Source organism: Pontibacter ruber (genome assembly GCF_023630205.1).
Taxonomy (GTDB): domain Bacteria; phylum Bacteroidota; class Bacteroidia; order Cytophagales; family Hymenobacteraceae; genus Pontibacter; species Pontibacter ruber.
In genome coordinates this window covers 507,113-530,534 of the sequence record NZ_JALPRR010000001.1, presented here as the reverse complement: position 1 = coordinate 530,534, position 23,422 = coordinate 507,113, and the positions used below count along the sequence as shown (strand labels likewise).

Annotated in this window: 23 protein-coding genes; 9 read left to right on the top strand and 14 right to left on the bottom strand. The window is 50.5% G+C overall.

The genetic code is table 11. The features are described from left to right. Positions 1-6: 6 nt before the first annotated feature. Positions 7-867: an NHL repeat-containing protein gene (locus MJ611_RS02215; RefSeq protein WP_250427744.1), complete on the top strand. Its 861-nt coding sequence runs from the start codon at positions 7-9 to the stop codon at positions 865-867. Positions 868-989: 122 nt separating this feature from the next. Beyond that, positions 990-1,862 carry an SDR family oxidoreductase gene (locus MJ611_RS02210; protein WP_250427743.1) on the top strand — a complete coding sequence of 291 codons (873 nt, stop codon included), beginning with the start codon at positions 990-992 and terminating at the stop codon, positions 1,860-1,862. 80 nt (positions 1,863-1,942) lie between these two features. On the opposite strand, the gene MJ611_RS02205 is transcribed toward MJ611_RS02210, so the two are convergent. Further along, complete coding sequence (locus tag MJ611_RS02205) at positions 1,943-3,487, bottom strand: hypothetical protein (RefSeq protein WP_250427742.1); 1,545 nt, start codon at positions 3,485-3,487, stop codon at positions 1,943-1,945. A 22-nt stretch (positions 3,488-3,509) separates the two neighbouring features. Here MJ611_RS02205 and MJ611_RS02200 point away from each other — a divergent pair, with 22 nt between their 5' ends. Together MJ611_RS02200 and MJ611_RS02195 are read left to right on the top strand one after the other, a co-directional pair. Beyond that, positions 3,510-3,866, top strand: a complete 357-nt coding sequence (locus MJ611_RS02200; protein WP_250427741.1) for a hypothetical protein — start codon at positions 3,510-3,512, stop codon at positions 3,864-3,866. A 499-nt stretch (positions 3,867-4,365) separates the two neighbouring features. Then, the gene (locus tag MJ611_RS02195; protein ID WP_250427740.1) at positions 4,366-4,557 is read left to right on the top strand and encodes a cold-shock protein; all 192 of its coding nucleotides are present in this window, start codon (positions 4,366-4,368) and stop codon (positions 4,555-4,557) included. Positions 4,558-4,638: 81 nt separating this feature from the next. Here MJ611_RS02195 and MJ611_RS02190 read toward each other — a convergent pair whose 3' ends face one another. From MJ611_RS02190 to ricT, 3 genes are all read right to left on the bottom strand, one after another. Next, the gene (locus MJ611_RS02190) at positions 4,639-5,733 is read right to left on the bottom strand and encodes an endonuclease/exonuclease/phosphatase family protein (protein WP_250427739.1); all 1,095 of its coding nucleotides are present in this window, start codon (positions 5,731-5,733) and stop codon (positions 4,639-4,641) included. Between the two features lie 202 nt (positions 5,734-5,935). Then, positions 5,936-6,412, bottom strand: a complete 477-nt coding sequence (locus tag MJ611_RS02185) for a gliding motility lipoprotein GldH (RefSeq protein ID WP_250427738.1) — start codon at positions 6,410-6,412, stop codon at positions 5,936-5,938. After that, a complete protein-coding gene (ricT, locus tag MJ611_RS02180) occupies positions 6,405-7,784 on the bottom strand; it encodes a regulatory iron-sulfur-containing complex subunit RicT (RefSeq protein ID WP_250428759.1) in 1,380 nt (459 codons plus the stop codon). Before ricT ends, MJ611_RS02185 begins: the two co-directional genes overlap by 8 nt. A 360-nt stretch (positions 7,785-8,144) precedes the next feature. Between ricT and MJ611_RS02175 the strand changes: the two genes are divergently transcribed. Beyond that, positions 8,145-9,575: a lipopolysaccharide biosynthesis protein gene (locus MJ611_RS02175; protein ID WP_250427737.1), complete on the top strand. Its 1,431-nt coding sequence runs from the start codon at positions 8,145-8,147 to the stop codon at positions 9,573-9,575. On the opposite strand, the gene MJ611_RS02170 is transcribed toward MJ611_RS02175, so the two are convergent. The 3 genes from MJ611_RS02170 to MJ611_RS02160 form a co-directional block, all read right to left on the bottom strand. Continuing rightward, a complete protein-coding gene (locus tag MJ611_RS02170) occupies positions 9,552-10,829 on the bottom strand; it encodes a glycosyltransferase (RefSeq protein WP_250427736.1) in 1,278 nt (425 codons plus the stop codon). The two genes, MJ611_RS02175 and MJ611_RS02170, sit on opposite strands and share 24 nt — an antisense overlap. A 25-nt stretch (positions 10,830-10,854) precedes the next feature. Continuing rightward, positions 10,855-11,730, bottom strand: a complete 876-nt coding sequence (locus tag MJ611_RS02165) for a glycosyltransferase family 2 protein (RefSeq protein ID WP_250427735.1) — start codon at positions 11,728-11,730, stop codon at positions 10,855-10,857. A 110-nt stretch (positions 11,731-11,840) separates the two neighbouring features. Continuing rightward, positions 11,841-12,998 carry a zinc-dependent alcohol dehydrogenase gene (locus MJ611_RS02160; protein ID WP_250427734.1) on the bottom strand — a complete coding sequence of 386 codons (1,158 nt, stop codon included), beginning with the start codon at positions 12,996-12,998 and terminating at the stop codon, positions 11,841-11,843. A gap of 184 nt (positions 12,999-13,182) precedes the next feature. On the opposite strand from MJ611_RS02160, the gene MJ611_RS02155 reads away from it, so the two are divergent. Together MJ611_RS02155 and MJ611_RS02150 are read left to right on the top strand one after the other, a co-directional pair. Beyond that, entirely contained in the window at positions 13,183-14,043 is an 861-nt protein-coding gene (locus tag MJ611_RS02155; protein WP_250427732.1) for a GNAT family N-acetyltransferase, read from the top strand. Between the two features lie 64 nt (positions 14,044-14,107). After that, on the top strand, positions 14,108-14,437 hold the full coding sequence (locus MJ611_RS02150) for a DMT family transporter (RefSeq protein WP_250427731.1): 330 nt from the start codon (positions 14,108-14,110) through the stop codon (positions 14,435-14,437). Here MJ611_RS02150 and MJ611_RS02145 read toward each other — a convergent pair whose 3' ends face one another. The 5 genes from MJ611_RS02145 to rsfS form a co-directional block, all read right to left on the bottom strand. After that, the gene (locus MJ611_RS02145; protein WP_250427729.1) at positions 14,438-15,259 is read right to left on the bottom strand and encodes a hypothetical protein; all 822 of its coding nucleotides are present in this window, start codon (positions 15,257-15,259) and stop codon (positions 14,438-14,440) included. Next, positions 15,249-16,019: a UDP-2,3-diacylglucosamine diphosphatase gene (locus MJ611_RS02140; protein WP_250427728.1), complete on the bottom strand. Its 771-nt coding sequence runs from the start codon at positions 16,017-16,019 to the stop codon at positions 15,249-15,251. Before MJ611_RS02140 ends, MJ611_RS02145 begins: the two co-directional genes overlap by 11 nt. Further along, positions 16,003-16,653 carry a LutC/YkgG family protein gene (locus tag MJ611_RS02135; RefSeq protein ID WP_250427727.1) on the bottom strand — a complete coding sequence of 217 codons (651 nt, stop codon included), beginning with the start codon at positions 16,651-16,653 and terminating at the stop codon, positions 16,003-16,005. The genes MJ611_RS02140 and MJ611_RS02135 overlap by 17 nt, the downstream gene beginning before the upstream one ends. A 7-nt stretch (positions 16,654-16,660) precedes the next feature. After that, a complete protein-coding gene (gene ftsH, locus MJ611_RS02130) occupies positions 16,661-18,769 on the bottom strand; it encodes an ATP-dependent zinc metalloprotease FtsH (RefSeq protein ID WP_250427726.1) in 2,109 nt (702 codons plus the stop codon). 68 nt (positions 18,770-18,837) lie between these two features. Further along, the gene (rsfS, locus tag MJ611_RS02125; protein ID WP_250427725.1) at positions 18,838-19,212 is read right to left on the bottom strand and encodes a ribosome silencing factor; all 375 of its coding nucleotides are present in this window, start codon (positions 19,210-19,212) and stop codon (positions 18,838-18,840) included. Between the two features lie 49 nt (positions 19,213-19,261). On the opposite strand from rsfS, the gene MJ611_RS02120 reads away from it, so the two are divergent. Next, the gene (locus MJ611_RS02120; RefSeq protein WP_250427724.1) at positions 19,262-20,011 is read left to right on the top strand and encodes a biotin--[acetyl-CoA-carboxylase] ligase; all 750 of its coding nucleotides are present in this window, start codon (positions 19,262-19,264) and stop codon (positions 20,009-20,011) included. On the opposite strand, the gene MJ611_RS02115 is transcribed toward MJ611_RS02120, so the two are convergent. After that, positions 20,004-20,603 carry a YceI family protein gene (locus MJ611_RS02115; RefSeq protein ID WP_250427723.1) on the bottom strand — a complete coding sequence of 200 codons (600 nt, stop codon included), beginning with the start codon at positions 20,601-20,603 and terminating at the stop codon, positions 20,004-20,006. The two genes, MJ611_RS02120 and MJ611_RS02115, sit on opposite strands and share 8 nt — an antisense overlap. Before the next feature lie 127 nt (positions 20,604-20,730). After that, entirely contained in the window at positions 20,731-22,224 is a 1,494-nt protein-coding gene (locus MJ611_RS02110) for a T9SS type A sorting domain-containing protein (protein ID WP_250427722.1), read from the bottom strand. Positions 22,225-22,860: 636 nt separating this feature from the next. Here MJ611_RS02110 and MJ611_RS02105 point away from each other — a divergent pair. Continuing rightward, positions 22,861-23,403 (top strand): T9SS type A sorting domain-containing protein, encoded by a 543-nt coding sequence (locus MJ611_RS02105; protein ID WP_250427721.1) that lies wholly within the window; start codon positions 22,861-22,863, stop codon positions 23,401-23,403. Positions 23,404-23,422 lie beyond the last annotated feature (19 nt).

Here is a 23,422-nt window from a genome sequence, read left to right as displayed (position 1 = left end):
TACTTCATGATCACACTCTTTACGCTGTATGTATACTTTCAAAGCCTGCTGTGTGGCTGCGGACACGATAGGCGGCACAGCGATTTCGAAAGGCTACGGAAAGTGTATGATGTAAAGGTGCAAAAGATCGGTCGCCTCGACAAACGCATAACCGAAAGCTCCGGCCTTGCCCGTGCCTCCGACTCCACCTTCTGGACACACGCCGACAGCGAGCCTTTCAGGGAATTATACTTGTTCAACCTGAAAGGCGAGCTGCTGCAAACCGTGCCGCTGCAAGTGCCAAACCAGGACTGGGAAGACCTGGCACAGGATGAGCAGGGGAGCATCTACATTGGCGACTTTGGCAACAATGCCAACATGCGCCGCAACCTGCAGGTGTACAAAGTGCAGCCAACTACAAGATCTGTAACCGACACTATCCGTTTTCGCTTTTCAGACCAAACCGAGTTTCCTCCACCTGCCGCCCGGCGCCACTACGACCTCGAAGCATTCTTTTACCAGAATGATTCCCTGTATCTTTTCACCAAAAGCCGCGCCCTGAAAGGCATCACCAAGCTGTATGCGCTGCCTGCCGAGACGGGCAAGTATGATCTCGCACCCCGTGAAGAACTGCGGGTACAATCGGCGATTACGGCGGCAGACGTAGCGCCGGAGCAGGATGGTTTTGCCTTACTGGGTTACGGACGGCTGTACCTGTTCAGGCAGCAGGAGCGGGGTGGCCGCGTAACTTTCCAGGGAAAACGTTTTTGCCTCCCTTTGGGGCGAACGGGGCAGGCTGAAGCCATACTTTACCTTTCGCCAAACGAGCTGCTTATCAGCAACGAAAAAGGCAAGTTGTACCGGGTAAGTATAAAGGAAAAGAAGTAAGCCTGTACCTGTAAGTAAGCAGCTTCCCAAAACTTTCCTGCACCTACAAAAAGCCGCCGGCTATACTATAACGCCCGCAATGCCGTAGTAGCAAGTATAAATACCAATCTAAGACGAAAACTATGCAAGAAACTATACTGGTCACGGGTGCAACAGGCAGTGTTGGCCGTGAAGCAATAAAGCAGCTCTCCATGCAGGATGTAAAGGTGCGGGCAGGGGTTCATTCCATCATTAAAGGGGAAAACCTGAAGCGCCTGCCGGGTGTGGATGTTGTGGAAATGGAGTTCACCAATCCGGATTCCCTGCACGCTGCGTTCACCCATGTCGATCGTGTTTTTTTGGTCACGCCATTTACAGAAGGGGAGGTTGAGATGGCAAAAATACTGATAGATGAGGCAAAGAAAAGAGGTGTAAAATACATCGTGAGGTTATCGGCGATGGGAGCTGATGCAGAACCGGGCATACAGCTCGGGCGCTGGCATCGCGAGGTTGAAGCGTACATCGAGAAGAGTGGCATCCCTTATACTTTTCTACGCCCTGCCGGATTTATGCAGAACCTGGTTAACTACAATGCCGGTTCAATTGTAGAGGAGGGTAAATTTTATTCGCCGGTCGGGCAGGGTAAGGTAGGCTTTATTGATACCCGCGATATAGCGGCAGTTGCCGTGGAGGTGCTAACCTCTGAAAGGCATGAAGGCCTGGCGTATGAACTGACAGGGCCGGAAGCACTGTCTCACGACGAAATGGCCTCTATCCTGAGTGAAGTGACCGGCCGCCAGATCACGTTTGTGGATGTTCCGGAGGAAGCAGCCCGAAAGGCTATGGCCGCGCAGAACATGCCGGACTCGATCATCAATGCCATGCTGGAATTATACGGTATTTACAAGGCCGGTTACTCGAGCCGGATTACGGACATGGTTGCGCAGGTAACCGGCCGGGCACCGCACACCTTTAGGCAGTTTGCCCACGATTACCGCGAATGCTTTATTCCTTAATCCAGCTTCGGTCAAAGGATAAATAAAAAGCCCCTCCTGTTTAGGAGGGGCTTTTCTATATCAGTTACCTGATGTAGCGCTTAGTCCACATTTCTGTAACGATCACTGCGTCTGCTGTGGAAAAGACCTTCGTCTTCGCCTGAGCGAGAAGAACCGCTCTGCTGTGAAGATCCCTGGCTCCCACCACGGTAGTTCTCTCTTGATGAAGAACCCTGGTTGTCGCTGTAGTAAGAGGTGCTGCTGTCCATGGATCCATAACGGCTCTGATCGCCGCCACGTCCGCCTTGGCCATAGCCGCCTTCACGGTAGCCGCTCTGGCCGTAGTTGCCCTGGCTGTAACCACCCTGCTGCGAACCATAGCCGCCACCGCTCATGCCGCGACCAGACTGGCCACCCTGCTGAGAAGACGATCCATAGCCACCTCCCTGAGAGCTGGATCCGTAACCGCCGTAGCTACCTTGTGAGCCGTAACCACCCTGCGATGAACCATAGCCGCCTTGTGAACCCCGGCCGCTGCCAGAAGAACGATACTCGTCGTTATAAGAGCCGCCTCTTGAGCCGTAACCGCCCTGGCTGCCGTAGCCGCCCTGCATGTCACGCTGTGAGCCGTAGCCTCTTGAGGAACCATAATCATCTCTGTCGTACTCGCCCATACCTCTTGAAGAGCCGTAGCCCATAGAGCCGTAACGGTCACGATCCTGTCCGCCGCTATAGCTGCCGCTGGAACCGGTACGGCCCGATCCTGAGCCACTCATGCTGGATCCGTAACCTTGCTGTCCGCTCTGGCTACCATAGCCACCCTGAGATGAACCATAACCACCTTGACCACTCTGGCCGCTCATGCCGCTACCGTATCCGCCTTGTGACGAACCGTAGCCACCCTGAGAAGAACCATAGCCGCCCTGGCCGTATCCACCTTGCGATGAGCCGTAGCTGCCACCTTGTGAGCCTCTGCCACTGCTGCCATAGCCGCCGCCCTGAGACGAGCCGTAGCCACCTCTGCCACTTTCGTAGCTACCGTAGCCACCCTGGCCGGAGCTGCTGCCTGAACCAAAGCCTCCTTGCGAGCCACCAAAGCTATAACCGCCTTGTTCGTCACCTTCTCTGTCTTGGTAGCCGCCTTGCATGCCGCCTCTGGATGCGCCATAGTCCTGGTCCTGGTAGCGGGTGCGGTTGCCTTCCATGCCACCCTGGTTGCCGTAGTTGTAGCCACCTTGTGAGCCCCAGTCGCTGCTGCCCTGAGATGAACCATAACCACCTTGACCACCCTGGCCGCTCATGCCGCCGCCATAGCCGCCCTGTGACGAACCGTAACCACCCTGGCTACCGCTCTGGCTGTAGCCGGTGCTGTCGCCGTAGCCACGCTGCATACCGCCACCCTGCGAAGATGAACCATAGTCGCCCTGGTAACCGTAGCCGCTCTGGCCACCGTAACCGCCGCCGTGTTGTGAGCCATAGCCATAACCACCCTGTGATCCATAACCCTGGCCACCCTGCTGCTGCGAGCCATAGCCGCCCTGCCCATAGCCACCTTGTGAGCCGTAACCACCTTGTCCGTAGCTACCGCCTTGCTGCTGAGAACCATAGCCTTGCTGGCCTCCTTCATAGCCGCCCTGTGAGCTCATAGAGCCGTAGCTGCCGGTGTCGGTGCCAGAGCTGCTCTTTGAAGTAGAACCGCTTGTGGATGATTTGCCGCTTTTTGTATCTGAAGTTTTGCCCTCTTTTTTAGAGCTTGATTTTGCTTTTGTAGTAGAAGTAGACTTTGCATCAGTTCCTGAAGTAGAAGCTGATGTTTTGCCACTCTTAGATGAAGTTGAGCCCATGCTGCTTCCTGTGCCCATAGAGGATCCTGATCCGGAAGTCAATCCGGAGCTGGACGAAGAGCCAGAAGAACTTGTGCCGGAGCCGCTCATGCCGGAACCGCTCATGTTAGATGAGCCTTGGTTTGAGGAACTCTGGTTCGATGATCCGCTTGATGAACTGCCTGACATGTTACTGCCTTGATTTTTCTCGTTGTCTTTCATAGTTATTATCTCCTTAGATTATAGTTGTAAAAATTCACACGCTGCTCCCGGTATTACCTTGTGCCAGCGCCCTGGCAGGTGCTTACCGGTGGTTGCTGTTACACTTCATCATTTAGTAACGATACTGTTTTTTTGGTGTAACTGAACGTTTTAGCTATACGAACCAAGCGAAACAGGGTTATTTTCGATTAAAAATGATGCTGCTGTGGTGGTGGTAAAGAGCAGGGGTGTAAACGATGTGCAAAGCAGAAGCTTTCATCTGACAGAAGAGCAGGTGCGGAGTATATTCTAACGAGAGGCAGGAGGGCGTTTATAACGGTGCAGCCGTGTAAAGCGGCAGAACATACGATGCCTTGAAAGGCTAACTCTTTAAATACGAGAAGAATGATAAATAACAGCTCCCTCCATTTATTTAGGGGAATGTAGTTGTTATTCGGAAGATATCGCTATCTTTGCTTCATTATAAATAATTCATTATCATGAAAACAGGTAAAGTAAAATTCTTCAACGTATCTAAAGGTTTCGGTTTCATCGTTGCTGATGATACAAATCAAGACATCTTTGTTCATCAGACAGGCCTGATCCACGAAGTTCGTGAGAACGACCGTGTGTCTTTTGAAGTAAAAGATGGCAAAAAAGGACTGAATGCTATTAACGTAGAGAAAATCTAAGTTAAGAATACATATCGCCTTAACAGGCAACACATTCATCAGTTTTTAACCCGCTCAGTTTTCTGAGCGGGTTTTTTATTTTCAGGCGGCTCCGTTCTGATTTTTCTCTTCGTTCAGTTCAGCGCCTTTCTCAAGACCTTCCTGTATCAGCTCGTTTGCCTCTTTATGATCTTCATGGGTGGCAACAGGTTGCTCCTGTTCTTCCTGCTCCAGTGGCTCATAGCTCAGGCTGATCAGAATCGGGAAGTGGTCAGAGCCAAACTTGTTCAGGCGGTGTATCCGTACCAGCCGGAAGCTTGGATCATAAAACACGTGGTCGAGGGGGTAGCGGAACAGCGGGATGTTGGCGTTGTAGGTGTTGTAAAAGCCACGCCCGACACGCGGATCCAGCAGGCCGCTGATGTTCTTGAACAGTTTGGTGGTGCTGGACCAGGCCACATCGTTCAGGTCGCCGGCTACGATGGTCGGGTAGTGCTTTTTCTTGGAAAGCTTGGCTACCAGTAGCAGCTCTGCTTCTCTTGTTTCCGTGTTTCGCATCAGGCGCGGTGGCTGCGGGTGTACCGTAAATAGCTCAAACTTGGCACCGCTTGGCATCTCCACAATCGTATGGAAGGAGGGGATCTCATCTTCCACCAGGAAGTTGATTTTACTATCCAGCAGCTTATACTTGCTGTACAGTATCATACCATACGTGTTTTCCAGTGGCTTTTTGATGGCATAGGGGTAACGCACATCCAGCTCTTTGCGCAGGTACTGGTGCCAGGCCTCGTTCGGCTCATTTATTACGAGCATATCCGGGTCCACTTTCAGCACAAGGTCCAGGAACTTCTGGTACTTCTTGTTGGTCATGCGCACGTTGGCAATCATCAGGTTGAGGCTGTTTACCAGTTGCTTCCGTTCGGTAAGCAGCGCTTCCTCTTTCGCCAGCGGGGTAAAACTATAGATATAGCGCACCTCATTTACAATGGCAACTGCCCAGATCACCAGCATGATAATGTCTCCCGTGGTTTCAACCCCATACCGGAACACATAGGCAAACAAGGTTGCCGACAGCAGGAGGGCAATGTGAGCCCGCGGGAAGTCGAAAATTCGGATCCACCAAAGTGGTGTGCGTATTAAGGGCAGGAAAGAGAATATGGTTAAAATGAACCCTATGTAGGTAAGGGCGTTCTTCATGTTGTTGTATTGTTGTAGGTGAGCGAGAAGTAATAACAGGTATCATACTTCGCTGGTGTTACAATGGTTACCGGCTCAGTTGATAGTTATACTACGTGTCAGGATATTTTGTGGTGAGTTTTAATTAGAAGAATAAAATATAAGCCCCCTCTGCATAGCCAGTTGCATGCAGAGGGGGCTTATTTGTTCAGGTAAGTATAACCTATTTTTCAGCTTTGGCCACGCGGGCGCCAATAGCCAGAATACCTGGTAACGGATCGCGGCGCATGTATTGCGTCAGCTTTAACTTATAGGTCCCGGTTTTGGGGAAAGACACATTTTTGATCGCCATTACCTGCAGGTCGTAGCGGTCGCTGGAGCCGTTGCCCAATGGTTTGCCTGTTTTGGCATCCATCAGTAACAGCTCGTGCAGCTGCGACGAAAGCTGCGCGCCATCGGGCCCGATAAGCTGGTGCCGCAGGTACAGGTTGTAGTAGTCGTAAGACAGTGCGTAGCGCACGTTAAAGTATATGTTGTAACGTTGCGTGGTATCCTGTACTTCAAACTCAAAAACAGGAGCATTGTCTACGTGCCAGTTGCCTTCCGGCAGGTCAACGTTTTGCTCATAAACCCGGTTCGGGTCACAGCTGGTTAACAGCAGCAACAGGGCTGCTGCCAGCCATACAAGGTGCTTAGGCATCAGTGCGTGGATTTGTTTGATCAGGCTTTTTACCTCTGAACGGTTTTCTGTTTCTGTTCTTTTTAGGTTGCTGCGCCCCTCCCTGATTTGCCTGCTCTCCTTGCGCGGTTGCAGCCCTCGGACCTTCCTCGCGAGGACCTCTTTCTCTCGGTTCTCTCGGCGGCCGTTGTTCCCTTTGTGTGCCATCCTGAGGTGCACGGTCACGTTCGCCGCCCCGCTCCCTGTTCTTGTTGAACGGCGGCTTTGGCCTGCGCGGCTTTTGCGCCTGCTCTCCGCCTCCTGCGTTAGGTCTGGCTTCTGCTGGTGCAGCTGCTGCCTGTGGCTTGGTATTGGTCGCCTGTGCAGGTTGCTCGGCAGAACTGCCTTCGGGTTTGTTTTTCTTTTTTTTCTTTTTCTTCTTTTTGCTCTTGAACTTGTCGTCCAGGCGCTCCAGGCTGCCTTCTACCTGTGCTACAAACTCGTTCTGTTTTGGCTCCTGCGGTACCTCTACCAGCAGCGCATCCGGAATGATGCCTTTGGCGTTCTGCTGCAGGATTTCCTGCACGCGCGCTACCGGCACCGGGTACCAGTTATTATCGCCACGGAACCCAAACCACATCATCTTCTTGAAGATGTCGGTCTTTTGCAGCATGGCATCACCCTGCTTGGTTTGTAGCGGCCGCGATACGGTAGGGATATCCTTCAACGCGTCCATGTACGTCTCCAGTTCGTAGTTGAGGCAGCACTTAAGGCGGCCGCACTGGCCGGAGAGCTTGCTTGGATTAAGCGACAGGTTCTGATAACGCGCTGCCGTTGTGCTAACGCTCTTGAAATCGGTGAGCCAGGTAGAGCAGCAAAGTTCACGGCCACACGAGCCGATACCACCTAAACGGCCCGCCTCGTGGCGCAGGCTGATCTGGCGCATCTCGATGCGTACCTTAAACTCTTCTGCCAGCTTCTTGATCAGGTCACGGAAATCGACGCGGTCGTCGGCAGAGTAGTAGAACGTTGCTTTGGATCTATCGGCCTGGTACTCTACGTCCGACAGCTTCATGCGCAGGCCAAGCGACTGGATAATCTCGCGGGTGCGGTACATGGTGCCGCCTTCCAGCACGCGTACTTCCTCATACTTTTCCAGGTCGCGTTCGTTGGCAACGCGGTAGATGCTGCGAATTTCTTCGTTGTTCTCTACCTTCTTTTTAAGCATCTGCAAGCGCACCAGTTCGCCTTTGAGCGATACATACCCGATGTGGTGCCCGTTGGGCACGTCCACTACCACCGGGTCGCCGGTAATCAGACTTAGCTTATTTATATTGCGATAGAAGTCTTTGCGACCTCCCTTAAAACGAACTTCAACGATGTCAAACTCCTCGAACATGGTTGGTATTTCCATGTCGCTGAGCCAATCGAATACGTTTAAACGGTTGCAACCTCCGGTGCTGCAGCCGCCGTTGCTTTTGCAGCCACCTGGTTTGGTGCCGCATCCGCCACTAGAACACGAATTACATCCCACAGTTTTATATCTCCTTATATAGCTTAAATAGCAGGGCTATTCTTGTTTTCTGATTTACTTAATTAACAAATATACTAATTTTTTGAGCTTTTGCTTTAGCTGCTGCCAAATGTGGCCTGCCTGACAACATCCTTTAGTATATTAAAGTGCATCAGGGCGCCTTTAAATATGCTCAGGAGCCTGTATACGAAAGTGCAGGCAAAGTGCGGGCAGCTGAAAATTAAAGTATAATTTTAGGCAATGCTACGCAAACTTCTGTCTCATGCTGCTATCTATGGTCTGTCGGCGCAAGTGCCCAGGCTGGCCGGTGTGCTGACGCTCCCCATCATTACCCGCTACCTGACTGCCGCCGATTATGGCGTGGCCGGTGTGGTGATGGCCTACATTGCGGCTGCAACCGTGCTGCACTCGCTGGGGCTGTCGGTGGTACTGATGAACAGCTTTGTGCAGCATCCGAAGCGTTTTAAATGGGTATGGCGGCAACTGCACGGGTTTATGGTGGTGTGGTCGGTGGTGTATGCAGGGCTGTTGAGTGTGATCTTATACTTTGGCATACCGGACGAGACCGGCGCCAACAAGTGGATCATCATGCTGCTGCACGGCATTACGGCGCTGGTTTTTATGAACACCGACCTGGTGGGCAACCTGTTTTACCAGATGTCGCAGCGGCCTTTGCCGGCGGCATTGCGCAATTTTGCCATCGGCGTGATCGTGGTGGTGCTGAATGTGTATACCATCGCTTACCTGAAGCTGGGGTACATGGGCTGGTTCTATGCCAACTTTGTGGGGAGTGCGGCCGGCTTTCTGGTGTATGCTTATACTTTGTATGGGAAGGAAAAGCTCTGGCCGATCCTCAACTTTAAATGGCATCGGATCCGGCGATCTTTTAAAATTTCGTTGCCGGTTATACCGGATCAGTTTTCATACTTTCTGCTGGAGACCTCCGACCGTTTGGTGATGGATGTGCTTAGAGTGCCCTTGCCCCGAATCGGCTTTTATAACATTGCATCCAACTTCGGATCATACTTCTGGGCGGCTACCATGGGTGTTGTGCAGGCAGCTACGCCGTTCTACATGCAGCTGCATACTAAATCGGACAGAAAAGCCGCGGCCCTGGAAGCCCGTAACCTGACGTTTGGCTTGCAGGCGCTGTTCCTGCTTGTTACCTTCCTAATCTGCCTCTGGATGAAAGAGATTTTTCTGCTGCTGATTGCCAATGCCGAGCTTCAGGGAGCTTACCCCTTGGGTATCATTATCCTGATGGGCTTTAGCTTCCGTCCGATGCATGTGGCGGCTACTTCGCTGCTAGTGCACAAGGAAAAAACGCGGGCGCTCTGGAAAGTATCATTTATTGCTGGCCTTGCCAACGTGCTGTTAAACTTAGTGTTCGTGCCTGTCTATGGCGTTGAAGCAGCTGCAGTAACGACCTTTGCCTCGCTGATGTACATGGGCTACTCGGGCTTTTTTATGAAGGAGTACAGGCAGTTTGCCATCGTTAGTTATTATCCGTTGCTGTGGCTGGCTGCGACGGTAGCTACGCTGGCAGTAGTTTATACTTTAGCCGATGTGAATTTGATGGTAAAGGTAACTATAACAGCAGTGGTTTTGGTTGCCTTGCTCGCGACGCTGCTGAAGTATAAAAGTGCCTTAACGCAGCACGTGAAAGTATAGCTCCAGCAACCGCTGGTGCAGTATGCGCTGGTCGAAGTGCTGTTGTACATAGGCCCTGCCAGCTTTGCCCATTGTCTCGCGTAATTCCGGATCATTGAGCAGCAGTCGCAGCTTCTCTGTGAGAGCAGCAACATCGCCGGCAGGTAAAACAAACCCGGTTTCGCCGTCGATCAATCCTTCCGGGGCGCCGCCTGCATCGGAAGTGATAACAGGCAATTCCATACTTTGTGCCTCCTGAATTACCAGCCCCTGCGCTTCTACCTCTCCATCGGCTGCTACTACACCACTCAGTACGAACACCTGCGCCAGGTTAAAGTATTCGCGCACTTTCTCCTGTGTGGAGGCACCGTGCAGGTACACCTGGTCCTGTAAGTTAAGTGCGGCAACCAGTTCTTTCATTTCTTCGTGCTGCTCTCCATCTCCCAATATGTGGTACTCCAGGTCAGGGTATTCACCGATCAGATTCGCGACAGCCTGTATGCTATACTTTATACCTTTGAACTCAGTAAGCCGGGCTACGGTCAGCACAATGCGGCGGCTGCAACTTTGCCGTATCTGCTCATCCTTTACAAAATTGTCGGTATGCAAGCCCTCTGGCAGCAGGGCTATTTTTTCAGGAGGGATAGACAGAAGCTCTGCCTTCCGGCCAATGTAATTGGAGTTGACAGTAAACAGGTCGCATACGTTGATTAAATCTTTGTAAAGCCCTTTTCTGCCGTAGTGGCTGGGCCAGTCCAGGTAATCCTGCTTGTTTACATCATACCCATGAAAGGAGGTAATCAGCTTGCCGCGCAGCAAGCCAACCTCCCGGAAGTTAACGGCCTTGATGCCATTTGGCCCGAAGTGGCAGTGCACAATATCGAAATCCTTCTTTTTAAGAAACGGAACTGCGTCGTAGAAAAACTGCAGGTTGAGCGCGTACATACCATACTTAAAGACATTCAGGGTCTTTAGCAGGGGAATGGCATTTTCAATATTTTTGCCAACCAGGTAAGCCGCTTTCAGCACCCGGAGTACTTTGCTTCGGGGAATGTGCGGCCGGTACACTGTTTTGAACAGCATGTCATACTTTTCGATGATATGATGTCGGGTATAGTCTTCCGGCTGGCCAATAGAGAATATGGTCACCTCATGGCCATCGTCCATCAGGTCGGCAAGCTGGTTGAACAGCCATGTCTCCGAAAGAGCCGGGAAAAAGCTCAGACAGTAAGCAATTTTCAGCTTTTTTGCAGGAAGGTTGTTGTTATTAAGCATGGGAGGAACTTGTACCTATCCGAAATTATAATTTTGCCAATGGGCGTGCCAAACGATAGCTTGAGGTAAGGTAATGAATCGCTTTCAAAATAAAGTATGTTCTCGCATATAGCCTGCTTTTAGTCATGCTGATGAACTTGAGCTCGTTGATAAGTATGTGCCTGTTATTGGTAAGGATATCAGCAAATGCTTTGTTGCTCCCGGACATATGGTGCAAAATAAGCGGTTCGGGAGAGTATAGAACGCGATACCCCAATTGCCTTATCCGGTAGCACCATAACTTGTCCTCTTCATACATAAAGAAATCTTCGGGAAGTTTTTGCTGGGGAAGCCTTTCAATGACTTCGCGCCGGATAAAAAAGAAAGTAGCCCAGATCCAGTCCGGTTCCAGCTCCGTTTTGTAATCGAAGTAGTTGGACGCGAATACTTTGCCGCGCTTCTCCCTCGGTATGAGATGGTACAGGCGCAGTATTTCCAGCATCAGGAGTTTAACGGACGGAAACTGTTGCGCCACAAGCTGCACTTCTCCGGTCGGGTATACCAGTTTGCCGGTAACGGCAGCTACCTTATCGGATTGCAGCAACCGGGAGTAAGCCAGAAAGATAGCGTTGTTGAGCAGCCTGGTGTCGCTGTTCAGGAGCAGTATGGTACGGTCGGTAGCGTGTTGTATACCTAAGTTATTACCTCCGGCGAATCCCAGATTGGTCTTGCTGGCGATAAGTATAATTTCCGGGAAAGCACGTTTGAACAATTCCGGGGAGCATTCGGTGGAAGCGTTGTCTACTACAAGTATTTCAAAACTTACTCCTTCTGTAAACTCATAAATGGATGCAATGCACTCGCAGGTGAGATCAAAGGTATTGTAGTTTAAAATAATGACGGAAACGTCCACCATAGTCATGCAAGCAGAAGTATAGTTGCAAATATAACCCTACTTTGGGGTTTTACCCTAAAAGCAAAAGAGGAGGCACTTACTTGTGCCTCCTCTTTTGCTTGGAAGTATAATTATACTTATGGTTTGAGAACTACCTTCACGCAGTTGTCTTCTTTCTTGTTAAAGATGTCATACATCCTGGAGGCTTCGCTAAGCGGCACATTATGCGTGATGATGTCGTCGAGCACCACCTTGCCGTCCTGCACGAGCGAAATGAGGTTATCGATGTAGCGGTGCACCCAGGCCTGGCCACCCATCAGTTTAATGCCTTTATCGAACCACTGGTGCAGCGGGAAGTTGTTGTAAGGCGAACCGTATACGCCCACCACCGATACCGTACCGGCGCGGCGAACCGAATCAAAGCATCGTTCCAGAACTTTCATCGAGCCTTTTTCCATTTGCACCACATTCATCGCTTTTTCCATAGCGGTGCGGTCTGCCTCCATGCCTACCGCGTCAATGCATACATCTGCACCGTAGCCGCCGGTCATGTCGCGGATTACCTCTACGGCATCTACGTTTCTGGCATTGATGGTCTCTACATTGGCGCTTTTTTCTGCCATTCGCAGGCGGTAATCCTGTATGTCTATGCCAATCACGCGCTTGGCGCCCTGCAACCAAGCTGACTTCATGGCCATAATACCTACAGGTCCGCAGCCCCAAACCGCTACTGTTTCGCCTCCCTGCAGGTTCGCCCAGTCTACTGCTGCCCAACCGGTTGGGAAGATGTCTGTCAGGAAGAGTACCTGTTCATCGGTGAAGTTATCCGGCACTTTGCGTGGTCCGTAATCGGCGTAAGGAACGCGCACGTACTCTGCCTGTCCTCCGTTATAGCCGCCGTACAGGTCAGTGTAGCCGAACAAAGCAGCGCCTTTGCCTTTCAGCAGTTCGCCTTCCGGGCCATAGTTTTCCGGGTTGGAGTTCTCGCAGTGCGTAGGCAGTTGCATGTTACAGAATCGGCAGGTGCCACACGAGATCGGGAACGGTACCACCACACGGTCGCCTTTCTTCAGGTTCTTCACACCCGGGCCAACCTCTTCCACGATCCCCATAAACTCATGGCCTAGTACCATGTTTCGGGGCTGCGGGAACATCCCGTTATAAATGTGCAGGTCAGAGCCACAGATGGCTGTGGAGGTAACGCGAAGTATGGCATCGCGGGCTTCTTCTATGCGCGGATCGTCTATTGTCTCGACCCGGACATCTTTCGGATTGTGGAATACAACTGCTCTCATAGTTTATATTTTGTTGGTTTATGTACTGCCACTCTAACAGGCAGTAGTGAAGTATGTTTAACGGCATACTATGCAACAGGTTAGCAAAGTATAAGCGTATGCGTTAGAGAAGCAGCCTTCCTTTGCCGATTTGCCGGGGGAGTGCGCCGGCTTTGAAAAGTATAAAACCTCCTCAACTGAAACTATGGAAAATTACCGCTTTGCTTTCCTCTCCGAAAAAGAGCTTCCCGAGCTGCATCAGACTTTCCTGAAAGCTTTTGCCGATTACTATGTGCCGATACAGTTAACGTGGGAGCAGTTTGAAGCTAAAATAAAACGGGAGGGAGTGGAGCCTACTTTCTGCGCGGCAGCTTTTCACGGAGACGAAATGGCCGGCTTTATTCTGACAGGGCTGGGAGAGTGGCTGCGCAGGCCTACTGCCTATAATGGAGGCACAGGCGTTGTGCCGGAGCACCGGGGGCAAAACCTGTCGCAGCGGTTGTATGAATTTATGCTTCCGAAACTGCGTGAAAGCGGCATGGAGCAATGCCTGCTGGAAGTGCTGCAGCAAAACGAGCCTGCCAAAAAGGTATACACCACCACAGGTTTCCGAACTACGCGTGTGCTTGATTGCTTCCGGACACCGAAGGCTGACGTACTGCTGCGAAACACTGCTGCCGACGTAACCGTCGAGAAGGCGTTAAAGCCGGATTGGGCAACTTATACTTCTTTTTGGGATATACAGCCTTCCTGGCAAAACACAGTAACGGCGCTGCGCAGATGTCCGGCTGAAAAAGTGGTGCTGGAGGCCCGGTTGGAGGATGAACTTGTTGGTTATATTATTTTTTACCCTAGCAACGGAGCCGTGGCCCAACTTGCCGTGGACCCGACACATCGTGCTAAAGGTATCGGAACCCTGCTGCTGCAGGAAGCCTTGCAACTGATTAAAGCGCCTGCCGTGATGCTGATAAACGTGGATGAAGCCGGCGCTTCGATCATCAGCTTTCTGGAGCGGCGCCATTTTAAGTGCGTGCTGGTGCAGGAAGAGATGTTGCTGACGCTCTGAGCTGGCCGGGTTGAATCGTTTTCTTTTCTTACCTTTACCCAAGAACAAAGTATAGCGGCACAAAATGAATACAGCCTGGGTTTACCTTATTTTAGCGGGCATCTGTGAGATTGGCTGGGCTTTCGGCCTGAAGTATAGCGAAGGATTTACGAAGATAGGTATCAGCATCGTAACGGTGGTGGTGATGATCTTAAGTTTTGTGCTGCTGTCGCAAGCCATGAAAACACTGCCCCTGGGCACAGCCTATGGCATCTGGACAGGCATTGGTGCTGCCGGTACGGCTATACTGGGCATCGTTTTCCTCAACGAGCCCCGCGACCTGATTCGCATCATCTGCATCTTGATGATTGTTGCCGGCGTGGTAGGGCTGAAGGTGTTTGCCGGCGGAAAATAACTACTCCAAAGTATAAAGATCTACTTCGTTTTTCGTGAAGAGGAAAATGTTGTTGTCGCCTACCAGCGCACTTACATAGGCCTTGTTCCGGGGCAGGTCCAGCGTGCGCTCCTGCAGCTTGTAGAGATCAAAAAAGTGCAGCTTGCCTTCTTTTACAAAGTATAGCTCATTGCCTCTGAAGCCGATGTAGCTTAGGCCGGTAAAAGGGAGCTTCTTTTTATAGTTGCCCAGGTTGTCAAACACGTACACGCCACCATTGGCATCCAGCAGGTAAAGCATGTTCTGGTACTCGCGCATAAACCTTACATCAAACCTTGCTTTATCCAGCACCAGGTCCAGGGGCGTTTCCACAATTGGTTTCTGGTACCGGATATCGATCTTGCTGAGTGAAAAGTCCGTCTCGTTAAAAAGCCAGAAGCTGTCGTCTGATGCCAGTGTGGCTGCGCGTATGTTGCCGGTGTAGTTATAGTCTGCAAGGCGGGTGCTGCCTATCGGTCGCAAAAACCTGTCGAGCAGCAAAAGCTCCTGCCGGTCTTCGTAAAAGAGAAACAGCTTCATCGGGTTCCACACCTCAACAGCCGATATCCTGCCTCTGCTTGGAGGAGAGAAATTGCTTACCGGCTGCCCCAGCGAGTCGAGTTTGGTCAGGTTACGTCGTGTATCCAGGAAGTATACCGAGCCATTCCGGTCGATGGAGATGGTGGAGGGACTGCTTGTGGCAAAAGAGCGTCTATACGTTAGTTGCTGTTGCTGCGCAAAAACAGGAGCAGCCAGTAAAACCAGCGGCAGTAAAAGCAAGCTAACGTATAAACTAGGCTTCAAAGTGCTTCAGTTCTAAGGTTTGACCATCGTACACGGCATACGAGCAAAAATTGACCCATTCTCCCAGGTTTACATACCGGCTGCCGTCGCCAATGGGCAGATCCAGCGGCAGGTGGCGATGGCCGAACACGTAGTAATCGTGGTGCTGCTGTGCTTCCACCTCTTTGCAGTATTGCACCAGCCACTCATCATCCCCTAAAAACTGCTCATCTTTTTTGATGTTGCTGATGCGGCTCCTCCGCGACCACAGGTTGGCAATGCCAATGCCCGTGTTTGGGTGGATGCGCGCAAAAAGCCACTGGCAGGCTTTGTTGTTGAACACGCGCTTGAGCACCTTGTAGGTATGATCACCAGGACCAAGGCCGTCGCCATGGCCGATGTAGAAGGCCTTCTCACCCAAGTTGGTTGAGATCGGTTCGCGCAGGATGGGAATGTTGAGCTCCTTGGGGAAGTAATCGAACATCCACATGTCGTGGTTGCCCGTGAAAAACAGTACCGGAATACCGGCATCGGTTATTTCAGCAAGCTTGCCCTGCAACCGGATGTAGCCTTTCGGAATGGCATGCCGGTATTCGAACCAGAAGTCAAAGATATCGCCCAGCAGAAGTATAGCGGCTGCGTCGTGCTTTACGCTATCCAGCCAGCGCACGATCTTTTTTTCGCGCGCTTTGCTGCTCGCTTCGTCCGGCACACCCAAATGGAAATCAGAGGCAAAGTATATTTTCTTACCCGGCTCTAACTTGTTAATGCGGAAGGTCATCAATCAGAAATAGTACGAGTTGCTTCGGGCCGTGAGCACCCATTACCAACGTTTTTTCAATGTCGGCGGTGCGGCTCGGGCCACTTACAAGCGAAACCATAGACGGGAAATTCTCTTTATACTTGTTGCGAACCTTCTGCAGGCCGTCCTTTATATCGGGCACCAGCTGGCTTGCTTTTGCTACGACCATGTGCGTGGCAGGATAAATGCTAAGCCTTCTGCCGCCAGCGTTGGCAGAGCTTACCATAATGCTGCCGGTGCGCGTGATCAGGGCTTCGCAGGTGGTCAGGCTGGCGTCTGCGTCGCGTATAAAGGTCTCTTCACTTTCTATAAATTCGATGCCTGCATGGTATAAAATGCGCTGCACGTTAGATTCCCACACAAACATGTTGTGCAGGTTCTGCTCCTGCTTGTAGGCATACAACTGATCGAAAAAGTCCTCCTCTGATTCGCAATAGAAGAATACCCCGGCATTGGCGATAAACTTCTGGGCAAACTCTACGGACATGTCCTCGTTAGGTGCCGCATGGAGCGGCGAGGTGAAGTCGGGGGTAGGAGGCAGAAAAGGCGCTGACTTAGCCAGCGCCTCTCTTACTCTTCTTAATACTATTTCCTTGGATTTAGCTTCGTACATGCTATCTCTAAGCTGTTCTTGAGTTTACAGAATTGTCCTGACGGGCTGCCGCTTCCTCTTCGGTTAACGGCGTTCCGTTTTCCTGCTCTTTATGAGTAGGTAAACCATGTTCCAATGGATGCTTTTGCTCCAGGTCGCTCTTGGTCTCGCTGCGGTCCGTACCGGCTGTATGTGCCTGGTATGTTGTCAGCGTGTCAAACGGACGCTTGCCCACCAGACGCTCCAGATCGTTCTGGAACAGGATCTCTTTTTGCAACAGCTCCTGCGATACAATTTCCAGTTCGTGGCGCTTGGCCATAAGCAGGTCTTTGGTACGCTGGTAAGCAGCCTCGATGATGTTGCGCACTTCGTTGTCGATGGTTTCGGCTGTCGCTTCAGAGTATGGTTTGTTGAACGTCATATCAGACTGCTTCGAATCGTAGAACGAAACATTTCCGATTTTAGAGTTCATGCCATACATGGTAACGATGCTGTAAGCCATTTTGGTGATACGCTCCAGGTCGCTCAGGGCGCCGGTTGATATCTTGCCAAATACGATCTCCTCAGCCGCACGTCCGCCCAGGGCCATGCACATCTCGTCGATCAGCTGCTCGGTCGTGTACAGGAACTGCTCCTTCGGCAGGTACTGCGCATAACCCAGCGCGGCCACACCACGTGGAACAATGCTTACTTTTACCAACGGATCGGCGTGCTCCAGGAACCAGCCTGCAATGGCGTGGCCGGCCTCGTGGTACGCCACAATCTTTTTCTCTTCCGGAGAGATGATCTTGTTTTTCTTCTCCAGACCACCGATTACACGGTCAACGGCATCGTTGAAATCCTGCTGATCTACCGCTTTTTTGTTACGGCGGGCAGCAATCAGGGCTGCTTCGTTACAAACGTTGGCGATCTCGGCACCTGCAAAACCAGGCGTTTGCGCTGCCAGTTTCTTTGCGTCAACATCCGGAGCCAGGGTAAGTGGCTTCAGGTGCACGTTAAAGATCTCGGTACGTCCGTTAATGTCTGGCTTGTCGATGCTGATCTGGCGGTCGAAACGGCCCGGACGCAGCAAGGCAGAGTCCAGTGTATCTGGTCGGTTGGTAGCGGCAAGTATGATTACGCCTGAGTCGGTAGCAAAACCGTCCATCTCCACAAGCAGGGAGTTCAGCGTGTTTTCGCGCTCGTCGTTACCGCCCTGGATCTGGCCACGGCTACGGTGACGGCCAATGGCGTCGATCTCGTCGATGAAGATGATACAAGGGGCCTTTGCTTTTGCCTGCTTGAACAGGTCACGCACACGGGCAGCACCCACACCCACAAACATCTCCACGAAGTCAGAACCGGAAAGCGAGAAGAACGGCACGTCAGCTTCACCTGCCACGGCTTTTGCCAGCAAGGTTTTACCGGTACCCGGAGGGCCTACCAGCAGGGCGCCTTTCGGTATCTTACCACCCAGGATCGTGAATTTAGAAGGGTTTTTCAGGAACTCTACGATCTCCTGTACTTCTTCTTTGGCCTCTTCCAGGCCGGCCACGTCCTTAAACGTGATCTTTACTTTGTTCTCAGCGTCGAAGAGCGCTGCTTTCGATTTGCCGATGTTGAAGATCTGGCCACCGGCTCCGCCCGCTGTTACACGGCGCATCAGGAACCAGAAACCGAACAGCAACAGGATCAGGAAGCCCCACTGCAGGAAGAAGTCAGCAAAACCGGTACGTGTATCTAAAGTATAGCCCACGCGCTGGTCTTTTGGTATGTTCTCCTGCAGCTTCTCTAAGTCTTCTTTGAAAGATTCTGCTGAAATGATCTTGAAGTGATATTGCGGACCCTGACCAACGGTAAAAGAACCGCGGCTCTCCAGCTCGGCTTTATACTTGTCGTTCTGTAAGGCTTCTTCTTTCAGGTAAACCTCCACCAGGTTGCCGTTCACGATGGTCAGCTTGCTGACATCGTTGCTTAGCAGCATCTCTTCGAAGTCCTGTTGTGTGGTTTCAACAGAGGCACTGCTCTTGTTTAAGTATGTTAGGCCGAAGATCAGCAGTATCAGTACGGCCAGCATCCACAACTGCATCGTTGGCCGTGGAGGCGTAGACGGGATCATCGGCTTTTTCTTTTTGTTGCCTTTATTATTTTCTGCCATGAATGTTTAGTTACAATTTGGTAAAAACACCAGCCGGCCCGATTTGTTCAGACCGGCTACTATCTGAGTTAGACAGACTCAACGTGTTTGATGCTGGCATCGCCCCAAAGCTCCTCCAGTGCATAAAAATCACGCTTGTCTTTCAGGAAAATATGTGCCACTACGTCTACGTAATCCAGCAGCACCCACTCTTTGTTGGTGCGGCCTTCGCTTTGCCATGGGTTCTGGCGAATAGCTTTAAAAACTTCCTCCTCAACGGAACTGGCAATGGCGTCAAGTTGTGTATCGGAATTGGCTGATGCTATAACGAAGTAATCGGATACGGCGTTTTTTAGCGATTTAAGATTAATAACGACAATATCGGTAGCTTTCTTTTCCTGCATTCCTTTTACTACAATTTCTGCCAATATGTCCGAATTAGCCTCAACCTTGGTTTCTTTCATCTGTGTTACTTAAATTTGATATACAAAAGTATTAAATTCTGCTTAATATATGTTGCCTAATACGCTGTTTATGGGCCAGCAGCTGTATTTTCTGCCGGTTTGTGAATCAACTAACTCCGAGGCCCAACAGCTTCTTAACAAAAACAAAGCCACAGAAGGTTGCGTGGTACTTACAGACGAGCAAACGAAAGGTCGTGGCCAGCGGGGTAATGTATGGGAAGCTGCGCCTCACCGAAACATTACAATGTCTGTTATTCTGTCACCAACGTTTCTGGCTACCAGGCAACAGTTTTACCTGAACATGGCCATATCGCTGGCCGTGCTGGACCTTCTGCGCGAATACGGGGCAGAGCAGGCGCAGGTTAAATGGCCCAACGATCTGTACTTTGAAGACAAGAAGCTTGGCGGAATCCTGATTGAAAACACAATTAACAGCTACCACTTACAACACGCGATCGTTGGAATTGGTTTAAATATTAACCAACTGCATTTCAGTGTACTTACGGCTACTTCGCTGGCAAGTATAACCGGCGTTCAGTACGAGTTACCGGTGTTGGTGGCGCGCCTGCTGGAGCTGCTCGAAAAACGGTACCTGGAACTTAGAAACGGGAAACTGGCAAAGCTCAAGTATGAATACCTGCAGCGCCTGTATCGGTACCAGGAACCGCATACGTTTGAGGTGGAGGGCAAGCAGGTGGAAGGCTGTATTGCCGGAATAGATGAAGACGGGCGACTGGCTGTGGAAATTGACCGGGAGCTGCGCTACTTCGCCTTTAAAGAAATTGCCTACGTTATTTAGGAGAGCGCCTGGCGTGCAGGGTAACCTGGCGCTGTGCTACAGGCTTTGAGGCTGGCTGCAATAGCATATCTACCAGTACGTTAATATTCTCTGCTGCCACGCCGGAAGTAAGTTTGGGGGCTTCGATGGCATGATCCTGCAGGTTTACTGCAAAGTCGGCTACCAGTTGCAGGGCATCCCCGTGCCTGGTAAGTGTGCCTTTTATCGTGCGTTTCTGAGGGATTCCGTGTATGGTCAGGATGCCTTTTGCCATTACCTCCTGTGTTATTTCCTGCAAGGGAAGTGTAACTCCCACCAGTTCCCCCACAAAAGTGGCGCGCGGATGCCGGCTGCTCTGCATGTACTTGTCGTTGAAGCGCTCCTGCATCAACGAGATAGCAAACTGAAAAGAAGCAGAAGCAGCTTCGAAGCGGATCTTACCCGTTCTGGTATCAATAAAGCCACCAGCACTCGGAGAAGTAGCTTTGATAAGGTTTAAAGGGCCGTTAGCTGCAAAAGAAACTGAGCCCGTGCCTTTGAGGATGTTGTTTTGTGCCAGACTGCTGAAGCATTGGCAGCAGAGGCACAGGAGCAGCAGAAATAATGATCTCATGGCTGTTGATGTTTAGCAGGTGCCTATAGTTATATTTAACTGGTATTGAGCCAGATAGTTTTGTGTAAAGAATAAAAAAGCGGGAGTTTTTTGCTCCCGCTTTTAACTATGTGTCGGACTGGTTTCTTTAGCGAATTATCAGCTTCTGTGTTTGCAGGCTGCTGCCATCCTGGAGGCTTACCATGTACATGCCCTGTGGTATCTGCAGCGATGGCAGGGAGATATCTACCTGCTGCTCGCCGGCAGCAACTTCCTGGGTAAAGACCACCCGGCCGTTCATGTTTGTGATGCGGATAAGGGTATTACCCGAAGCTGCATTGCCTAACGAGATGGTAATGTTGCTGCCTGTGGCCGGGTTCGGATATACAACCATGCCCGTAGTTGCCAAGCTGGCTCTGTTCTCGATAGCGATCACGTTGCTTAGTTCATACTTGCCGTCGAAATCTACCTGGCGGATGCGGTAGTAGTTCGTGCCCTGCGCTGCCTTTTTGTCGGAGAAATTGTAGTGCAGTAGCACATTAGAGTTTCCGGCGCCTTTCACTGTACCAATTTTGGCAAACGTATGCCCGTCCTGGCTGTGCTCCACCTCAAACCTGTCGTTATCTTTCTCGGATGCGGTAGTCCAGTTCAGTTCGATGCTGCTTTGCGTTACCTTGCCCTGGAACGATACCAGTTCTACTGGCAGCGGGGTAAGCGGCGTGTCTTCGCAAGTTACCGTGTTGAAACCGGTTACAGAGGTAACGTCGCCGGCTGTTGCACTTAAGGTAAAGTATGGATTGGTGTTATACGCCTCGGTTGGCATGATTAACACGAACATATCGCGCTGGCCGTTGGCAAATCCTCTGGTGTTCTGTGCGTTGTAAGAGATAATGCCTGCTGCTGCATCAATTTCTACCTGGTAGTTATACTTGGCACGGTAGGCAGCGCCATTTCCTTCAATTGCTAGTGGCTGCGGAGCGTCTGCTACTTCAATGGTAAGTGCTTCCAGGTCAGTGGCGGTGTTGTTCTGCAGGCTGAAGCGTACCGTAGTGGTGCCATCTTCGTTGTCTGTCGCATTGATAAAGCCAAAGGTCATGTTTTCGTCGCCCAGCGTACAGAAGGGCTCAGGTGTTGTGGATCTGATACCGCAGGCTTCAAAGTTGAAGGATGTGTTGCTTACGGTACCGCCTGATTTTGCTTGGATTCTTACATCCTGCATGGCCATCAGGTCGGCTGTTTCCAGGTAGTAGCGGAAGGTGTCGATGGCTCCGTTGTTCAGATCATACTTGTTTTTGGCTGTAAACTGGATGGCATTGAACTCTGTTTCAATTTTTTTACCGCTTGTGGTGCCATTGTATACATTATACTTAGGGTCACGGGCATAGACATCGGCCGGAGTCGCTGCTTTCTTGCCTTCAGGTAATTCAAAAGCAACGTATTCTAAACGTTCTGAGCAGTTTACCTGCAAAGTATAGGTCAGGATGTGAATATTTGGGTCATCTGCATTTTCTGTAGCTCCAAGGTATTGAAACGTAAAACAACCCACCTCCTCTGTGCAACCTGCTGGTGTGCCGCCGTCCTGGGCAGTCACTTGTGTAAGCGAAGAGAAAATAAATACCAGCAAAAATATATAGCGTTTCATGTAAAGTTTTATCATTTAAAGTAATCCTATTTTGTTTATAGGCTTTACTAACGGAGTACTTTTTTGAGAGTTGCACAATATTTATATCTTGTTTCTATAATACAATCAGATTCTTTATAAAATTCAATATATAAAATGGACTATGTTTACCGAATAATGGCCTGAAAGCCTTGGTTGGCAGAATAGGAGGGGGTGGGATGTTAGAAGGGGTGTGTTCAATAGATTTGAACAATTTTTATAAAAGGTTATTGTTATTTTTCAATATAAATTGTAATGATAATTTGAAAAGTATAAAATATGGTGCATTTAAGGTGTTGCGTGTAGGTATGAAGCAGAGGCCATAAGGAAGTGTTTTGTAGAAAGGGTATGCTACTTAAAGTAAAGGCATGGTTCTTGCTAAACTTCAAGAGTTGGCAGAACAAAACAGGACGTGAGTAATTTCTGTGTAACACATCAAGAGCTTTTACTCACTAAATATTTTAGTTTTAATATTTACTTTATCATCTTTTGCTATATCTTTGAATGATATTGTCATGATATAGTTAACATTTTAAGCACGAGGCACTATATATGAATACTTTTACCCGATTGTTTTTAATTGTCACCCTGATAGGCTCGAATCTGAGCAGCTATGCTGTGAAAGCACATAGCACTGCCAGTAGCAGGCCGGAGGCGGGCGTGGCACCTGCATATAAAGGAGGTTCTACCCTATGGAAACTGATGCCTGAGAAAAAAGCAGGACCTGTTGTTTCTGCACAGAACGCTGCACCTGCTTTCGTATTGCATAAAAAGAACCATACTTGCTCCCCGTTGTATGCTTCTGCGGTAGGAGAGGCTTTCCATGCAGTAGAATCTGCTGAGATCAGCAAGAGTATGTATGCGGTTACGCTAGCCAGCATTGCACCGGGCCGAGACATCAAGCCTGTGCCGTCGATCAGCGCTTATCCGAATCCGTCGCGCGGCATAACCAAGCTGACGCTGAGCCAGACCAGCGGCGATAATTACAAGATCAGGATTTCCAACACCATTGGCAAAGTAGTAGAAATGCGCGAGCTGCATGCTGCCGAAACGAACTCGCTGGAACTGGATATGCGTGGCTACCCGGCCGGCGTATACTTCTACAGCTTGCTTGTAAACGATAAAACAGTTGAGACAAAGCGCCTTATACTTCAGAAATAAGCTGCTTCAAAGCGAAGGA

Bases quoted from the DNA above. Each gene is read 5' to 3' on its own strand.
- MJ611_RS02215 (WP_250427744.1), top strand. From the start codon at position 7: ATGATCACACTCTTTACGCTGTATGTATACTTTCAAAGCCTGCTGTGT.
- MJ611_RS02210 (WP_250427743.1), top strand. From the start codon at position 990: ATGCAAGAAACTATACTGGTCACGGGTGCAACAGGCAGTGTTGGCCGT.
- MJ611_RS02205 (WP_250427742.1), bottom strand. From the start codon at position 3,487: ATGAGCTCACAGGGCGGCTATGAAGGAGGCCAGCAAGGCTATGGTTCT.
- MJ611_RS02195 (WP_250427740.1), top strand. From the start codon at position 4,366: ATGAAAACAGGTAAAGTAAAATTCTTCAACGTATCTAAAGGTTTCGGT.
- MJ611_RS02190 (WP_250427739.1), bottom strand. From the start codon at position 5,733: ATGAAGAACGCCCTTACCTACATAGGGTTCATTTTAACCATATTCTCT.
- MJ611_RS02185 (WP_250427738.1), bottom strand. From the start codon at position 6,412: ATGCCTAAGCACCTTGTATGGCTGGCAGCAGCCCTGTTGCTGCTGTTA.
- ricT (WP_250428759.1), bottom strand. From the start codon at position 7,784: ATGGAAATACCAACCATGTTCGAGGAGTTTGACATCGTTGAAGTTCGT.
- MJ611_RS02175 (WP_250427737.1), top strand. From the start codon at position 8,145: ATGCTACGCAAACTTCTGTCTCATGCTGCTATCTATGGTCTGTCGGCG.
- MJ611_RS02170 (WP_250427736.1), bottom strand. From the start codon at position 10,829: ATGCTTAATAACAACAACCTTCCTGCAAAAAAGCTGAAAATTGCTTAC.
- MJ611_RS02165 (WP_250427735.1), bottom strand. From the start codon at position 11,730: ATGACTATGGTGGACGTTTCCGTCATTATTTTAAACTACAATACCTTT.
- MJ611_RS02160 (WP_250427734.1), bottom strand. From the start codon at position 12,998: ATGAGAGCAGTTGTATTCCACAATCCGAAAGATGTCCGGGTCGAGACA.
- MJ611_RS02155 (WP_250427732.1), top strand. From the start codon at position 13,183: ATGGAAAATTACCGCTTTGCTTTCCTCTCCGAAAAAGAGCTTCCCGAG.
- MJ611_RS02150 (WP_250427731.1), top strand. From the start codon at position 14,108: ATGAATACAGCCTGGGTTTACCTTATTTTAGCGGGCATCTGTGAGATT.
- MJ611_RS02140 (WP_250427728.1), bottom strand. From the start codon at position 16,019: ATGACCTTCCGCATTAACAAGTTAGAGCCGGGTAAGAAAATATACTTT.
- MJ611_RS02135 (WP_250427727.1), bottom strand. From the start codon at position 16,653: ATGTACGAAGCTAAATCCAAGGAAATAGTATTAAGAAGAGTAAGAGAG.
- ftsH (WP_250427726.1), bottom strand. From the start codon at position 18,769: ATGGCAGAAAATAATAAAGGCAACAAAAAGAAAAAGCCGATGATCCCG.
- rsfS (WP_250427725.1), bottom strand. From the start codon at position 19,212: ATGAAAGAAACCAAGGTTGAGGCTAATTCGGACATATTGGCAGAAATT.
- MJ611_RS02120 (WP_250427724.1), top strand. From the start codon at position 19,262: ATGTTGCCTAATACGCTGTTTATGGGCCAGCAGCTGTATTTTCTGCCG.
- MJ611_RS02115 (WP_250427723.1), bottom strand. From the start codon at position 20,603: ATGAGATCATTATTTCTGCTGCTCCTGTGCCTCTGCTGCCAATGCTTC.
- MJ611_RS02110 (WP_250427722.1), bottom strand. From the start codon at position 22,224: ATGAAACGCTATATATTTTTGCTGGTATTTATTTTCTCTTCGCTTACA.